Source organism: Aerococcus suis, assembly GCF_900176325.1.
Taxonomy (GTDB): domain Bacteria; phylum Bacillota; class Bacilli; order Lactobacillales; family Aerococcaceae; genus Aerococcus; species Aerococcus suis.
Genome location: NZ_FWXK01000007.1, coordinates 1 through 16,210 on the forward strand (window position 1 = coordinate 1; position 16,210 = coordinate 16,210).

Annotated in this window: 14 protein-coding genes, 2 tRNA genes and 1 pseudogene; 5 read left to right on the plus strand and 12 right to left on the minus strand. The window is 37.6% G+C overall.

The window, feature by feature from the left end:
* Nucleotides 1-104 precede the first annotated feature (104 nt).
* Nucleotides 105-1,148: pseudogene (locus tag B8955_RS06010) on the plus strand (peptide ABC transporter substrate-binding protein); the annotation flags it as partial.
* Nucleotides 1,149-1,629: 481 nt separating this feature from the next.
* On the opposite strand, the gene B8955_RS06015 reads toward B8955_RS06010, so the two are convergent.
* Nucleotides 1,630-2,466 carry a hypothetical protein gene (locus B8955_RS06015; protein WP_234983538.1) on the minus strand — a complete coding sequence of 279 codons (837 nt, stop codon included), beginning with the start codon at nucleotides 2,464-2,466 and terminating at the stop codon, nucleotides 1,630-1,632.
* A gap of 12 nt (nucleotides 2,467-2,478) precedes the next feature.
* A complete protein-coding gene (locus B8955_RS06020; protein WP_084099337.1) occupies nucleotides 2,479-2,838 on the minus strand; it encodes a DUF488 domain-containing protein in 360 nt (119 codons plus the stop codon).
* A gap of 106 nt (nucleotides 2,839-2,944) precedes the next feature.
* On the opposite strand from B8955_RS06020, the gene B8955_RS06025 reads away from it, so the two are divergent.
* Nucleotides 2,945-3,814: a putative RNA methyltransferase gene (locus B8955_RS06025; protein ID WP_084099338.1), complete on the plus strand. Its 870-nt coding sequence runs from the start codon at nucleotides 2,945-2,947 to the stop codon at nucleotides 3,812-3,814.
* 47 nt (nucleotides 3,815-3,861) lie between these two features.
* Here the strand turns inward: B8955_RS06025 and B8955_RS06030 are convergent, their stop codons facing one another.
* The 3 genes from B8955_RS06030 to B8955_RS06040 are packed head-to-tail and all read right to left on the minus strand — an operon-like array spanning nucleotide 3,862 to nucleotide 6,194.
* Entirely contained in the window at nucleotides 3,862-4,431 is a 570-nt protein-coding gene (locus B8955_RS06030; RefSeq protein ID WP_084099339.1) for a TetR/AcrR family transcriptional regulator, read from the minus strand.
* 13 nt (nucleotides 4,432-4,444) lie between these two features.
* Nucleotides 4,445-5,116 carry an ABC transporter ATP-binding protein gene (locus tag B8955_RS06035; protein ID WP_084099340.1) on the minus strand — a complete coding sequence of 224 codons (672 nt, stop codon included), beginning with the start codon at nucleotides 5,114-5,116 and terminating at the stop codon, nucleotides 4,445-4,447.
* 10 nt (nucleotides 5,117-5,126) lie between these two features.
* Nucleotides 5,127-6,194 (minus strand): ABC transporter permease, encoded by a 1,068-nt coding sequence (locus B8955_RS06040; RefSeq protein ID WP_084099341.1) that lies wholly within the window; start codon nucleotides 6,192-6,194, stop codon nucleotides 5,127-5,129.
* Between the two features lie 155 nt (nucleotides 6,195-6,349).
* Between B8955_RS06040 and B8955_RS06045 the strand changes: the two genes are divergently transcribed.
* Nucleotides 6,350-7,054 (plus strand): glucosamine-6-phosphate deaminase, encoded by a 705-nt coding sequence (locus B8955_RS06045; RefSeq protein ID WP_084099342.1) that lies wholly within the window; start codon nucleotides 6,350-6,352, stop codon nucleotides 7,052-7,054.
* A gap of 48 nt (nucleotides 7,055-7,102) precedes the next feature.
* Here B8955_RS06045 and glmS read toward each other — a convergent pair whose 3' ends face one another.
* The 7 genes from glmS to B8955_RS06080 all read right to left on the minus strand — a co-directional run bounded on the left by glmS (nucleotide 7,103) and on the right by B8955_RS06080 (nucleotide 13,954).
* On the minus strand, nucleotides 7,103-8,914 hold the full coding sequence (gene glmS, locus B8955_RS06050) for a glutamine--fructose-6-phosphate transaminase (isomerizing) (RefSeq protein WP_084099343.1): 1,812 nt from the start codon (nucleotides 8,912-8,914) through the stop codon (nucleotides 7,103-7,105).
* 355 nt (nucleotides 8,915-9,269) lie between these two features.
* A complete protein-coding gene (locus B8955_RS06055) occupies nucleotides 9,270-9,803 on the minus strand; it encodes a PepSY domain-containing protein (protein ID WP_084099344.1) in 534 nt (177 codons plus the stop codon).
* A gap of 188 nt (nucleotides 9,804-9,991) precedes the next feature.
* Nucleotides 9,992-11,701, minus strand: coding sequence for a catalase (locus tag B8955_RS06060; protein ID WP_084099345.1), 1,710 nt, complete (start codon nucleotides 11,699-11,701; stop codon nucleotides 9,992-9,994).
* Nucleotides 11,702-11,856: 155 nt separating this feature from the next.
* Complete coding sequence (gene apf, locus B8955_RS06065) at nucleotides 11,857-12,558, minus strand: aggregation-promoting factor (RefSeq protein ID WP_084099346.1); 702 nt, start codon at nucleotides 12,556-12,558, stop codon at nucleotides 11,857-11,859.
* A 442-nt stretch (nucleotides 12,559-13,000) separates the two neighbouring features.
* Nucleotides 13,001-13,072, minus strand: a tRNA-Gln gene (locus B8955_RS06070).
* 11 nt (nucleotides 13,073-13,083) lie between these two features.
* A tRNA-Tyr gene (locus B8955_RS06075) sits at nucleotides 13,084-13,164 on the minus strand.
* Between the two features lie 55 nt (nucleotides 13,165-13,219).
* Nucleotides 13,220-13,954 carry a pseudouridine synthase gene (locus B8955_RS06080; RefSeq protein ID WP_084099347.1) on the minus strand — a complete coding sequence of 245 codons (735 nt, stop codon included), beginning with the start codon at nucleotides 13,952-13,954 and terminating at the stop codon, nucleotides 13,220-13,222.
* A gap of 95 nt (nucleotides 13,955-14,049) precedes the next feature.
* Between B8955_RS06080 and cdaA the strand changes: the two genes are divergently transcribed.
* Both cdaA and B8955_RS06090 read left to right on the plus strand, forming a co-directional pair.
* On the plus strand, nucleotides 14,050-14,895 hold the full coding sequence (gene cdaA / locus B8955_RS06085) for a diadenylate cyclase CdaA (RefSeq protein ID WP_084099348.1): 846 nt from the start codon (nucleotides 14,050-14,052) through the stop codon (nucleotides 14,893-14,895).
* Nucleotides 14,885-16,171, plus strand: coding sequence for a CdaR family protein (locus B8955_RS06090; RefSeq protein WP_159444444.1), 1,287 nt, complete (start codon nucleotides 14,885-14,887; stop codon nucleotides 16,169-16,171). Before cdaA ends, B8955_RS06090 begins: the two co-directional genes overlap by 11 nt.
* Nucleotides 16,172-16,210 lie beyond the last annotated feature (39 nt).

Genomic DNA, 16,210 nt, shown 5'->3' on the forward strand with positions numbered 1-16,210 from the left:
CTGTACTGAAATCAAGGTATTATTGGGAATCCCAGCTTAAATCATAGATACCGTAAGGAATTTTATTCTTTATTTAAAACTTTGCAACAGAACCAGCTGAAAAAAAGGGCGATAGCTATGGTAATTCAGCAGAAAATGCCGTTTACAATGGCCCATACGAATTAACAGAGTGGAACGGATCAGACATCGAATGGACAATGACTAAAAATGATGATTATTGGGACAAAGATAATGTTCAAATTGATGATGTTCATTGGATTATGTCAAAAGAAAACTCTACTAATGCTAACCTATTTAACGAAGGGGAAGTGCAATATACCGCGATTACCACACCTTTCGTCGAACAATATGAAGGTGACGATAACTTACAAATATCACCAAAAGGGATGGTTGGTTACTTAGAATTTAATAGTGAACGTGAACCTACCAATAATGTTCATTTCCGTCGCGCAATCAGCCAAGCTTATGATCGTCAAGCTTTCGTCGATACCATCCTAAAAGATGGGTCACAACCAGTAGGCGGATGGATTCCTCACGACTACGCCAATCATCCAGAAACAGATAAAGATTTCCGTGATGATAATGGCGATTTAATGCCTTTTGATCCTGAAGCTGCTCAAAAAGAATGGGATAAAGCCTTAGATGAATTAGGAAAAGATAGTATCGAAATTGAAATTTTAACGTCAGATACAGAAACATCTAAAGCAACATCTGAATTCTTACAAGCCCAGTTACAAGATAATTTACCAGGACTTACTGTAACCATTCGTAACGTCCCACTAAAAAGTCGCCAAGGAATTACCGGATCTGGAGAGTTTGATATTGTGTACGGTACTTATGCACCGTCATATAAAGACCCATCTGCTTTCTTAAACTTCTACGTTTCTTCAAGTAATATGTCATCAGGTGGTTTCTCAGATACGACTTATGACCAAATGATTAGCGATGCGGAAACAAATTATATCGATGATCCTGTCGGTCGTTGGAATGCATTCAAGGACGCTGAAAAATATCTCGTCCAAGATCAAGCACCCGTTAGTCCAATCTATCAAGGAGCATTCGCTAACCTTGTTGATCCAAAACTAAAAAACGTGACTAACCAACCTAACGGCGTTTCACAATACTTCAGAACCGCCGAATATAAATAACAGGATGCGATAAAAAGCGCTTAGCATCGTTTTCCTGGAAGAAAGGTGAAGAGCATTCGCTCTTTGAACGCCTCAAAGCTTTCTGAAGGAACAGCGATGCTGCTTTTTAGAGCTCGACTAGAAAGGGTGTGAAGAAACGCGCTCTGATTCGAACACCTGGAAGAAAAAGCACGAAGTTTCGCTTTTTTAACCCAGTGATTTTTCTGAAGAGACTTCGAATCAGCGTTTCTGGACCCGACTAAAACAGGGTGTGAGTAGCGCCGCTTAGACTTGACTTCTTGGAGACATTTAACCGGAGTTTGTGAAACAAACAGAGGATAAATGCGAAAGAACGTCAAGTCTGGCGATACGAACCCAACTAGGATGCGATAAAAAGCAGTTAGCCATGGAGCGTTGGACCAAAACCGCTATCTCACTCCTGATAGCATACAAAAGCGCGAGATTTCTAAAAGATAGAAACCTCGCGCTTTTTCAATATTCTCTAAGCTCCTTCATCGAAAGGTCGTGAGCTTAATTCAGATTTTTCATTAATTTGAAAATATAAAATAATAAATGTTGCTAACCAAACAGCAAAAATATCCAATGCACAACGCGTTATCATATCTAACCAGGAAACATCATAAGATAAAATGATAAATACATGATAGCCAATACTTAACAAGGCAAAAAATTGTAGGGCAAATAAATTAGCTTTTCCTTTTTGCTCTTGGCGAATGAGATATCGTTGTAAGGTACTAAACGATAATCCAATCGCTAATCCCATAATACCGCTCCACATGACACTAATTCCTAAGTGACTCTGAGGCAGCTGATACCCATTAAAACCTAAATAAATAATCAATCGGAATAAAATAAACGTTATCATATAAACAAGTAACCCACGCGTATAGAAGAACGGTTTTGGTCGATACATTAAACGCTCTCTCACTAGTAAATGCTGAATGAGTTTTCCTTGTAACATAAATAAAATTAATAATTTCAATGGATTTAAAATCCAATCCAAATCGACCCGATGAGGTAGAGGCTCTGATACATACAAGAAAATAATCAAAAGCTCGCTAATCACATATAAAGTTGCCTTAAATCCTTTTGAACCTGGCAAACGAAAGTCAATCCGTTCATAAAACATCGTTAATAATGTAAAAAAGAGCCAACTCAATAAAAATAGTAATATAGGATATAACCCTTGTTTAAAAAAGAAACTCGGCTCTAAAATGGCTTGAAAACTAGGGTTCGTAAACCAAAGCGTCATCACGACGAGCAAACTCGCCATGGCTCCCCCAATTACTATACTGTTTATCCAATGTTTACGTTTCATTCGTCTCACTCTCTAATCTGCGAAGGATAGAATATAATCCATTAATACCACAACATGATTTTCAGTCGGATTTTTCGCAGCATAAACTAATGTTACCGTGTCATTTAATTGTTGATTGAAAATGATTTGGCATTTTTCCTTCGCTTCTTTTCGTGAGTCTAATTCTTCGCGATATAAACGACTAAATTGATTAAAATCTAGCTCTCCTTGGTGAAAAGCTTCGCGCAATTCTTTAGTAGGTGCAACTACTTTCACCCAGTCATCAATATGCGCATTCTCTTTCTTAACACCTCGTGGCCATAACCGATCGACAAGTAGTCGTTGGCCATCAGATTCATGATAATCATCATAAATTCGTTTACGTTGTAACATTCCATCATCTCCTGGTAACAGTATACCAAATCAATGAACACTTGAAAATTAGTAGAGAGAATGAATCCGTACATGATATACTACGCTCTATAAAGGAGAAGATACTATGCTATCGAAAAGAGAGACGACTATTCAAGAACTAAATCGCTGGACACCTCACTTGCTGTGCCCACATTGTCACCAACCTCTGAAATGGGAAAATAATCAATTACGTTGCCAAAATCGCCACAGTTTCGACATTGCGAAATCTGGCTATCTGAATCTTGCCCCACAACATCATGAAAAACATTATACGAAAGACCTTTTTATTGCCCGGCAATTATTAATGAATGATTATCAGTTTTATGGTGACATCTACCAACAAATGATGACCGCTTTAATCCCTTATTTAACCGCTGACAAGCCGCAACGTCTGTTAGACTTAGGAACGGGTGAAGGTACCCATTTTATCCAATTTCTAAAAGCGTGGCAAAACCATCAATATCCTGAAGTTACAGGAATGGGAATTGATTTAGCTAAAGCCGGGATTCAATTAGCAGCTAAACAATCAGCAGCTGCTCGTTGGACAATTGCTGATTTAAGTCATATTCCGTTAGCAGATAATAGTATCGACGGCATTTTAACGATTTTATCTCCAGCCAATTATCAAGAAATTAAACGCGTTTTAAAACCTAATGGTTGGATATTAAAAATTATCCCGGGACCAAACTATTTAAAAGAATTACGTGCTTGTGTGTTACCGCCTGAAGATGTCATTAATGATGGGCAATCATCGATTCAACGTTTTAATGAACAATTTACAGAGACGTCAATGATACGTTATCAACGCGACGTTCCTTTATCTGACGAAGCCAATCAAGCATTACAAACGATGACTCCCCTGATGTGGCACGCATCGAAAAATCAACGAACACAAGCGAGTCAATTACATCATATCCAAGTCGATTTACACGGGTTAATTGGGAAAAATAACTAACTAAAAAGACCACCAGCATCTTGCTGATGGTCTTTTTATATCTCGATTCAGCCCATAATTCCATGTAAAAATAAATGAATAAATTTAACTGCTAATTCATTATTATCTAAATGTGGATAAAAGCGCATCATTGTTGCCATTTGGCCAAAATATAGTTGAGCGAGTTCATACTCTGACATTTCTTTTGGTAAATCTGCTTTATATTGGGCAAAAATTTGTGTAATAGGAACTAACATTTTTTCTTCCCAACCTGTATACATTTTTTTCCGCGTTGGTTCGCTAACGGAATGAATCATATCAAAATGTAACGACATATAGTCAACTTTATCATAATTCAATAAGATTAAGGTGACCTCTCTCAATGCCTCATCTAGAGAATGAATGTCCATTTCTAGAATAGCTGATAAGTCATGATTCAATTGTTGCAATTCGTTACCAATAACAGCTAAATATAACGCTTCTTTGTTAGGAAAATAATGATATAAATTCGGTTGCGTAATCCCTACTTGACGGGCAATTGCACGCGTAGATGTTCGCTTAAAACCAATACTCATAAACATCTCTGTTGCGGCAGCAAGAATACGGTCTTCCGTATCGGTATGAGTGCTTAACGCCATAGTCTTCACACTCCTACTCTTCAACCTCGTTTAATTCGCCATCTTTCATTTCTAATACGCGATCACATTTATCTAATAAACGTTTATCGTGTGTGACCATAATAATCGCTTTATCTTGTTCTTTTGCTTCTTTGGCCAAAATATCTACGACTTCTAATGCCCGTTCAGTATCTAAGCTAGCTGTTGGTTCATCAGCAAGCAAAATAGTGGGATCATTATATAACGCTTTGGCAATGGCTACCCGTTGTTGTTCCCCACCAGATAAGTCTTCAGGATATTTATTACTTAGCTCTTTGATTCCCAATTGTTCAAGTAACTCATCCCGGTAATCTGAGCGATCATCCTTCATAATTCGATCAAATAAATTAAATTGATCGTTCACTTTTAAAAATGGGACTAAATTTGAAGCTTGTAAGATAAAACCCACTTCATTTAACCGTAATTTTTCGCGTTCTTTCTCAGACAAGACACTTAATTCCTGTCCATTAATATATACTTCTCCAGAAGTTGGGGTCTGTAACCCACCAGCAATCGTTAGAAACGTTGATTTTCCAGAACCTGATGGCCCAACAATTGCCACAAATTCGCCGGAATTAATTTCAACATTGGTATCTTTTAATACATGAATGGTTCTTCCACCATCTTTAAAATCACGAGTGATGTTTTTAAATGTAATAGCAGACATCATATTCCTCCTATCCGATAGCTTCTAGTGGGTCAATTTTCGTAATGGTACGAGCTGAGAATAGTCCACCTAGTACTGACACGACCACCATAAGAGCCGAAATACCTGCATAGAATGGCCAGTTATTTTCATAAGGAACATCAGCAGGTAAGCCAAAAGATACTAATCCCGTCACGATTAGTCCACCTGCAATCCCGATAATACTTAAAATAAAGGTTTGAGCAACCACAGACGTGATAATATAACGGTCGCCAATCCCTTGAGCTTTCATCACACCAAATGTACTTACTTTTTGTAGTGTTAAGATGTAGATGAAAATACCGAGAATAATCGCTGAGATAATCACTAAGAACCCAATCATTAATAAGAAAGTTAAGTTTTGAGCAGCATAACCTGGTAAATCTTGAATGAAATCATCAATTGCTGATTGATCAAATTCATCTTCATCAACAGAAGCTTCGCCACGAATAATACCCGCACTAATGATTGGAGTATCTTCACTACCAGGCGTCATCTCTAAATTCGCATAGTCATCTAATGATAAATAAATCCCTGGTTGTACGCTTAATTGATGCCCCTCTGTGACACCAACAATCGTTAACTCATCATCAGAATCGTTAAATTTCAATTTGTCACCGATACTTAAATTATTTTTTTCTAATAAAGTTGTATCAACAATCACTTCATTTTCGCCATCAATATCTTCACCATCAACAATTTCTGGTTTTAAGAAACTATCGAGTTCAATACCAAATAATTGTCCTTGGATGGCTTCATCTTCACCATCATTAGGATTTTCAAATAAAGCATCTTGTACGCCAATTGGTGCTTTTTCATCTGCAGAAATCTCATCCCAATCATCTAATGGAAACTGAGACATTCGCAATTGGTTACTTACCCCATCTGACAAAATAATTTCATCTGCTTGCCATTCATCAATAGCTGAACGGTTAGATTGAGCTAATCCATAAGCTAATCCGGTTAAGAAGAACACCAATAATGACACAAAAAATAGTAAGCCAACAACTAATGCATACCGCAATTTCGAATACTGAATTTCTTTAAGTGCTAAAAACATTCCCTCACTCCTTATCACTTGATAAATTTATCGTGTGATAAATATACATGGAAATGAATAGATTATCTAATTATATACTCACAAGTTTCAAGAGCTTTCATAGTATTTGCTTTTTAAATGAGGTATACTAAATGCAAAACAGGAGGGGATAAGAATTGGATATTAAAGTTTTTTCCAATCAAGTAGAGGCGTCAGCTTTCTTAGTTGACCAATATAAACAACTATTAGCTGATGGTGCAGAAGTTTTTGGGTTAGCAACTGGTGGAACACCTGAAGAGTTTTATAAACAATTAGGTGAATCTGATGTCGACTTCTCTGATAAAGTATCCATTAACTTGGATGAATATTACGGTTTAACACCTGGTCATCCAAAAAGTTATCATTACTATATGGAAGACAAATTATTCCATAACAAACCTTTTGCCCAATCCTTTATTCCAAAAGGGGACACCGATGATGTTGAAGCTGAACTAGAACGTTATAATGGCGTCTTAGCTGATCATCCAATCGACGTTCAATTATTAGGAATCGGAACAAATGGTCATATTGGTTTCAATGAACCTGGTTCACCAATTGATGGTCAAACACAATTCGTTGATTTAACTCAAGCCACTATCGAAGCTAATACGCGTTTCTTCGAAAATATTGACGATGTACCAACGAAAGCAATTAGTATGGGACTTGGCTCTATTATGGCAGCGAAAAAAATCATTTTAATTGCTTTCGGTGACAATAAAGCTGATGCCATTGAAAAAACAGTTAACGGCCCCGTCACTACAGATGTTCCCGCTAGCATCTTACAAAATCATGATGACGTCACACTTGTTCTTGATGAAGCCGCAGCTGCTAAATTGAAATAATTTTTCATCGTTAATAAAAAGGATTGCTTATATAGCAATCCTTTTTTGTTATTCAACAGTTACAGCTTTAGCTAAATTACGTGGTTTATCAACATCTAATCCGCGATCCAATGACGCATAGTACGCAAGCAATTGAGCCGGTACAACACTCACTAGCGGTGTTAATAGTTCATTAACAGTCGGTAAAACGATTTGATCCGTTTCTCGCGCTAACGCTTCCGTTGTAATCACAGCTGTTTGGGCACCACGAGAACGCGTCTCTTCCAAGTTTCCACGTGTATGAGCAGCAGTATTTTGTTGCGTAATGAACGCAATCACTGGTGTGCCATCCTCAACTAATGAAATGGTACCATGTTTTAATTCTCCGCCAGCAAACCCTTCAGTTTGGATATAAGAAATTTCTTTTAACTTCAAGGCTGCTTCTGAAGACACATAGTAGTCCATCCCGCGACCAATGTAGAACGCATGTCGTTTATCCGTAAATAAATCCGTCGCAATCTCATGAATATGGTCTTTTTCATCAATCATTGTTTCCATAGCATTGGCAATTAAACTCAATTCTTGTCCCATATCAAATGGGGCTGCTTTGCCTTGTGCTTGGCGAACAGCATCCGCTAAAATCGCCATTACAGCGATTTGACCCGTATAAGCTTTTGTTGAAGCGACAGCAATTTCTGGTCCCACATGTAATAATAATGTATATTTTGCTTCTCTGGACAGTGTCGAACCTTTCACGTTAGTAATGGTTAACGCATCATAGCCTAATTGGTTTAATTGAACTAATACTTGACGACTATCTGCCGTTTCTCCAGATTGTGATAAGAAAATAAAGAATGGTTTTTCTGTTAAAATCGGCATATTATAAGCAAATTCAGAAGCTACATGAACTTCTACAGGAATACCATTTAACTGTTCGATTAACTGACTACCAACGAGTCCGGCATGCATAGAAGTTCCCGCACCAATGATATAAATACGATCACTCGCAAGCATCGCATTGACAATATCTTCATCAATGGTTAACTCACCTGCATCATTTTGATACGTTTGAACAATTCGACGCATAGCAGCTGGTTGTTCATCAATCTCTTTTAACATATAAAATGGGTAAGTCCCTTTGTCTAACTCATTAGCATCCAAGGAAGCCGTGTATGGTTCACGTGTCAAAACGTCACCATCAGCAGTTTCAATCGTGACAGCATCATCCGTTAAAGTCACTAATTCACCATCATGAATTTCAATATATTGGTCCGTTAAATCAATTGACGCCATCGCATCAGAAACAATCGTATTGAAATCTTCACCATGACCAATTAATAATGGGCTTTTGTTTTTTGCCGCAAATAATTTCCCAGGTTCTTCATTATCAATTAATCCAAAAGCATAAGACCCTTCGATTACAGTTAACGCTTTTTTGAACGCAGACTTAGCATCTAATTGCTCTGTTAACGCAAAATATTCAATCACATTAACAACGACTTCCGTATCCGTTTCGCTGTGTAACTGGTAATCTGTTAAATAATGTTGTTTTAACGAATCATAATTCTCAATCACACCATTATGCACTAAAGTAAAACGTCCCGAATTCGATTGATGAGGATGGGCATTTTCTGCACTTGGCACGCCATGAGTTGCCCAACGTGTATGACCAATTCCCATATTCGTCGTTTGAGCATCACTCACTTTTTTCTCTAAGTCTGCAATCCGCCCTTGTTCCTTAAACAATTGACTGCCTTCGCCATCACGATTTAATAAGAAGATCCCAGCTGAATCATAACCACGATATTCCAATCGTTCTAATCCATTCATTAAGACCTCTTTCGCCGAGTCATTTCCAATATATCCGACAATACCACACATAGTTGTAGTTCCTCCTAAATCTTCTACTAATTCAACGCAGAATGAAAGTATTTGCTACTACATACATATGATGTCTTTTGTCCATAAAGGGTTTCATACACATCATTTTGGACCGTATAGCCCCTGAGCCATCCGCCGAAAATTTCGATAAACTCAGTCCTCGTCACTTTAAAAAGCCTGGCGCTATCCCATTGTTTGGGATTTCACTAAAGTAATAGCGTTTCCTATTTTATACTATTTTTTAATTATTATCAATTCATTCCGGTTTAATCTCCTTAAGGAACCGTTAAGATTTTGCCTTTTTTAATGCAAATAAATAAAAAAGTACCTGCTTTTATTGCAGGTACTTGCTAGATTATTCATTTTTAAACGCCGGAATCTCTAAATCGTCTTGATCAATTAGGGCGATTTCATAAATAGCTCGCCCATTCTCATTCGTTAGTTCCCAACCTTCCACGCGGCCATTGTCAACTTGATTTAAAGCATCCTTCATTGCTTCTTCTGGCGTTTTTATTTGATCAAATTCCAACGCAACAGCTTGATCGTCTTCTTTTTCTTGTTTATTTTCTAAAATTTCTCCAGTTTCTGCGTCAATTTTCACGTCATATTCGTTTGTTTTATCAAATCCGGTCACTTCGTAATAATAAGTTCCTCGATCATCATCGAAATTGACTTCTTTTATTTTAATATTTTGATCATCGACAGTATCTTCAAATTTTTCTTTAGCATCATTTAAACTGAGTTCAAATTGATAATCTTGAATGCCATCTTTTTTTAAATTTTGGTCTTCTGTAGAAGAACTTTTTTGAGAGTTTGAGTCAGTATTAGTCTCTTTAGACTGAGACTCTTGCGTTTCTACCTCTGAATTAGACGTTTCGTTATCAGACATCTAACCACAAGCTCCTAGTAGCGTCATAACAGATAAGGTGAGAACACCATAAGCAAATTTTTTCATATCGTCACTTCCTTTCGGTATTTGGTTTTTATCATATCTTGATATTGGTTATGAAACAAGTAAAAAGCCAAAACAAAAAAGCTACCTAGATAATCTAGATAGCTTATAAGCAGTCCTTTTTCTTAAATCACATAAGGATCTTCCATAATACCAGATAATGACGTTGGATCTTCAGCATTCGTATCGCGTCCTTCAGCTGGTAAGTCTTTCGCTGATTCAGGTTCAGCAGGTTCGGTTGGAACATTTAAATCCTCAAATCCGCGTGCATTAGCTTCGCGATTAGCGGCGTCAGAATCTCTAGGCGTTGGTTCTAAGTTTACATCATTTAAATCGATTCCTAAGGCTTTAGCGACACCCTCACCATATTTAGGATCTGCTTGGTAACAATTATTAATATGACGGTATTTGATTTGTAAAGTTGCATCTCCCATATCACGAGCTGTATTTTCAAATAACACTAATTGTTGTTCTGGTGTCATACGATTAAACAAGATACCGGCTTGAGAGTAATAATCATTGTCGTCCGCTCTAAAATCATAATAATCGACATCACTAGCATCCATTGGTGGTTCAGCCATATCTTTATGATCTTTCCAATTACCATAAGAGTTAGGTTCAACATGAATTTCACGACCACCATTGCCGTCCATACGTCCTTGACCATCACGACTATATGGATGGAAATCTTTTACGCCACGTGGTGAGTTAACTGGAATTTGATGATAGTTAACACCAATCCGATACCGTTGAGCATCTGGATAAGCAAATAAACGAGCTTGTAACATGCGGTCAGGTGAAACGCCAATACCAGGAACTAAAGCAGCTGGGTTGAATGACGCTTCTTCGACATCTTGGAAATAATTTTCTGGATTACGATTTAATTCCATTTCTCCAACTTCAACAAACGGATAGTCAGCTTTTGGCCAAACTTTTGTTAAGTCAAAAGGATTAAATGGAGCTTCTTTTGCTTCATCTTCTGTCATAATTTGAATATATAATTTCCATTTTGGATATTGGCCTTGTTCAATCGCTTCAAATAAATCACGTTGATGTGATTCGCGGTCTTTCGCGATGACTTGTTCAGCTTCTTGATCCGTCAAGTTTTGAATCCCTTGTTCAGAACGGAAGAAGAATTTGACCCATACACGTTCATTATTCGCATTAATCATTGAATAAGCATGAGAAGAAAAACCATGCATAAAGCGATAAGATGATGGAATACCACGATCACTCATCGTAATCGTAATTTGATGTAACGCTTCAGGCAATGATGTCCAGAAATCCCATTTCGTGTTGGAACTCCGCATGTTCGTATAAGGATCCCGTTTAATGGCTCGGTTTAAGTCAATAAAATGTTTAGGATCACGCATAAAGAAAACTGGGGTATTATTTCCAACTAAGTCCCAATTCCCTTCTTCTGTATAAAATTTTAATGCAAAACCGCGAATATCGCGTTCAGCATCTGCACCGCCACGTTCAGCGGCAACTTCAGAAAAGCGAGCAAACATTTCTGTTTTCTTACCAACTTCAGAAAAGATTTTAGCTTTTGAATATTTGGTAATATCATTTGTGACTGTAAATGTTCCGAAAGCACCAGAGCCTTTCGCATGCATCCGTCGTTCAGGAATCACTTCACGGTCAAAATTAGCTAATTTTTCTTGTAACCATGTATCTTGTAAAACACTTGGTCCGCGTTTTCCAGCTGTCATTGTATCATCATTATTAACAACTGGCGCTCCTTCATCAGTATGTAAAGCTGGGTTTTCAGGTACATTTTGATTACGACTACTAGAACCTTTACCTAAGCCATTTTTATCCATTGGGTCTTTCATGACTAATCCCTCCATATTTAAACTAGTTAAAGGCTACCACGCACTTAATAGAAAAACAAAAAATTGGCTTTCTATCTTTTTGATTAACAATAAAAAAGACTGAGGGATACCCTCAGTCTTCAATTATTATTTTGCTTTATTGTAAAAACTTAATCTTAGTACCAACCTTGTGCTAACCAAGCTTGTTTAGCTGCAGTCCATGAACCGTAACGGTTTGATACATAGTTGTCTGCTGCACGTTCTTGTTCAGCTGGTGAAGCACCGTGGCTTACTAATGATGGGTTTAATTGGTAACGACCATAGTATTGACCGTTTACAGCTGTATATGAACCACCTGATTCACGTTGTGCAATCCATTCTTTAGCTTCTGCTTCTGAACCAGAAACAGTTGATTGGCTAGCAGAGCTTTGTGAAGATTGTTGTGGAGCTGCTTGTTGAGTTTCAGTTTGAGCAGGAGCAGCTGCTTGTTGAGGTGCTGCTTGTTGTTCTGAAGCAACATCGTAATGTGCAGTTTCATGTCCTTCTGAGTCTTCTACAGAAACTTCTGTCACTTCACCTGAAGCATCTTCAGTAAATGATAATTTGTTTCCTGGGAAGATTAAGTTAGCGTCTTCAATACCGTTAGCTTCTGCTAAACCGTGTAAGTCAACGTCAGCTGCGTTAGCGATAACTGCTAAAGTATCTCCTGATTGAATAGTATAAGATTTAACGTCTCCGTCTTCTACTTTCATGTCAGCTTGTACTTGTTCTACAGTACGTGCTTCCCATTCTGCGGCTTGTACATCTTCAGTTTCGTTAACAGCGACAAATCCTGCTAATGCTAATGATGCTGCTGCAATTACCTTGTTTAATTTCATTATTAAATAAAACTCCTTTTTGTTTCGGTGGTCTTAGCACCTTGTTATCTAAATTTCTTATTCATTGGATACCTCTCGCATCCACAAGCAATATACTAGCATAGGGTGTATAGGGTGAAAACCCAAAAAGGGGGTTTGTTAACCTCTCTTAACTGCATTGACATGCTAAACCCAGGATATGACATTTTACTGTTAATTTGTAACATTACAGTAATCTTATATTCGTATTTTTTCGGAGGTTTTCACAATCAAACGGTGTTTTGTAACATAAATCACGTAAAAATGTCCGCTTTTTTACCAATAAAAAGATAAAAAGCTTGGTAAATCAACATTTATCTTCGTTTATTGTTTCACATATTTGTAACATAAGGTCATTTCCCCTAATGTAAATAAATACGAACAGAACGTAAAAAAGCATCGACTAATAGTCGATGCTTACTGACTGGGATAGCTGGATTCGAACCAGCGCATGACAGAGTCAAAGTCTGTTGCCTTACCGCTTGGCTATATCCCAAAAATATAAAATGGAGGGAGAAGGATTTGAACCTTCGAACCCGAAGGAACGGATTTACAGTCCGCTGCGTTTGGCCACTTCGCTATCCCTCCAAAACGTTACTAAATTATAGTAGCATCCATATACTATTAAAGTCAAGGGGTTTTCTTATCTTTTTTGATATTTTTGCAGTATTTGATGTAAACCTCTCGCTTCATTAGCTGTTAGTGGTCGAAATTTTCCTCGCGATAAATCTGAATGTAGGGTTAGTGGACCTAAAGCAATCCGTTCTAAGTATGTCACTTTTACTCCAACCGATAGGAACATTTTTTTCACTTGGTGTCGTTTTCCTTCTATTATAGTTACCTCAGCGATACTTTCATCTAATCCCTGATGTAAAATACGCAACTGGCTCGGTTGACATTGATAACCATCTAAAAATACAACACCTTCCTGGAAAATTTGAATAGCATCCTCTCTTAACCAACCATTCACTTTAACCCGATACGTTTTACTCACGACAAATTTAGGATTTTCTAGCAAATAATGAAGCTGACCATTATCCGTTAGCAACATGAGCCCACAAGCATTGCGATCTAAACGACCAACGATACTCAGTTGACTGGGACCATACGATGAAGGGAAGCAGTCTAATACTGTCGGCCATTGACTATCCTTCTTGGCACTTACGCACCCAGTTGGTTTATTCACTACCCAATAATGATGTTTTTGAAAGTCTACTTGTTGGCCATTAACCATTAGTTCATCCCAATTTGCATCGACCGCTAAATTAAATGCTGACACTATTTCTCCATTTAAAACAACGTGTTGTTGCCGAATCAATTGTTTCGACCGTTTTTTAGAGATCTGTAATCCCTCACTTAAGGCATCTAAAATATGCATAAAATCCTTCTTCCTTCCATTTACCTAGCTATCGTATCATCTCTTCTCTGTGATATAATAATAAGGAACGAAATTTTTAACAAGGAGGAGACCCTATGGACATAGACTGGGCGGGAATTTTCTCATGGCAAAGTCTCGCTAACCTTATTGATATCCTCATCGTATGGCTATTAATTTTCCAACTATTACGAATGGTTCGAAAATCAAAAACCATGAATATTTTAAATGGAGTTTTAATTATTTTATTCATTAAAATTTTAAGCTCTCTCTTCCATTTAGAAACGATTGACTGGATTATGGATAGTATTATTCGTTGGTCAGTAGTTGGGGTTTTAATTATCTTCCAACCTGAAATCAGACGTGGATTAGGTCATATCGGCCGCCAATTCTTTGGTGGTAATAAACAAACGACTTATCACGATCCTGGTGAACAAATGATTGGTGAAATTATTGAAGCCTGTAAATATATGGGCAAACGACGGATTGGTGCCTTAATTTCAATTGAAAAAAATCAATCACTGACTGAGTTTGCGAATACTGGAATCGCAATGGATTCCGAAATATCCTCACAATTATTGATTAATATTTTTATTCCTAACACGCCTCTACACGACGGTGCTGTTATTATTCAAGACTTAAGAATTGCTTCAGCGGCTAGCTATTTACCGTTATCTGAAAATCCTAATATCCCTAAGGAATTAGGAACAAGACACCGGGCAGCAGTTGGTCTTAGTGAAGTGACTGATGCATTAACAATTATTGTATCAGAAGAAACAGGAAACATCTCCGTGACGGAACGTGGCGAAATTACTCGTGATTTAAGTGAAAGTGAACTTTACCAAATTTTGAAAGATAATTTCAAATCTCAAGACTCTTCACCAGATAATATCTTCACGAGCCTTTTCCAAACTAAAACAGGAGGTGAGGATGATGATGAATAAGTTTTATGAAAATAAAATTGTTTTAGCTATTCTATCATTGATTCTAGCACTTGTCTTATTCGTTTTTGTTAAAACAGAACGTAGTAGCCGCAGCCCATTAGAACTCTTCCAAAATGTCAGTGAAGTCACAACTGAAACTGTATCTAATGTCCCGGTTAATATTGAAGGCGACGTTGAGCAATATTACGTGACTGGCCTTCCAGAAAGTGTGACAGTGAAATTATCAGGCCCTAGTAATATTATTGACCAAATATTAGAAAGCAAAGATTTCCAAGTGGTTACTGAAGACCTAACTGATTTTGAAGAAGGTAATCATTACATCCAGTTGCATGTCAAAGATGCCTCTGATAGTGTGAAATATGAAATTTCTCCTTCAAGTGTCAACATTACACTCGAAACTTTGCATAAGGAAACATTTCCTGTTTCGGTCAATATTACTAACCCCGACAGTGTCGCTTCAGGATATGAAATGACACAAAATACGACAAATCCTAGTGAAGTGACACTATCCGGTTCGAAAGCTGCAATTGACAGCATTTCAGATGTTCACGTTGACTTAAAAATTCCGGATGGTTTAAAAGAAGATTATACACAAGAAGCTACCGTCATTGCCGAAGATGGTGATGGAACGATCTTAAATGTGAATGCTGATCCTAAACAGATTAATGCTACTGTTGAAGTCGGAAAAACCGGTCGTTCTGTTCCAATCACTATTGAAACGGCAAACGAACGTGATGATATGACGTATGACGTTGAAAATATCGGGCCTAACGAGGCAACATTAATTGGTGATGATTCTAACGGTAATATTGACCAAGTTACAGGGACAGTTGATGTCAGCGACATTACCGAAGAAACCGTGGTCTCTGTCCCGCTAGACGTCCCTAATCGAGTTAAAAGTCTAAATCCTGATTCCGTTGACGTTCGGGTCACTCCTCACCAAAATACAAGTGACAATAACACTAATGAGAATAGCTCTGCTAGTGAAAGTAGCGAATCAGCAATGGAAAGTAATCAGTCATCTGAAACGAACGCGTCAACTGAAGACAGCCAATCAAGTAGCGAATCATCTAACAACAGCAGTACCTCGCAATCAAGCACTTCAGAGTCTGAAGAAACGCCAACAGAGGCAGATGCTGGTGAAGCGGCTGATAATAGTGAAGTGAATCCAACTGGTCGACCAATGAATAGTCAATCAGGCAGTCATCACTCATCTTTTTGGGAGATATTGGCCTCCCCTTTTCATACTGTCGCCAACTTTTTTAATCATATATAAGCTATGCTAAAATGAACAACGATAAACAAGAATAAGGAG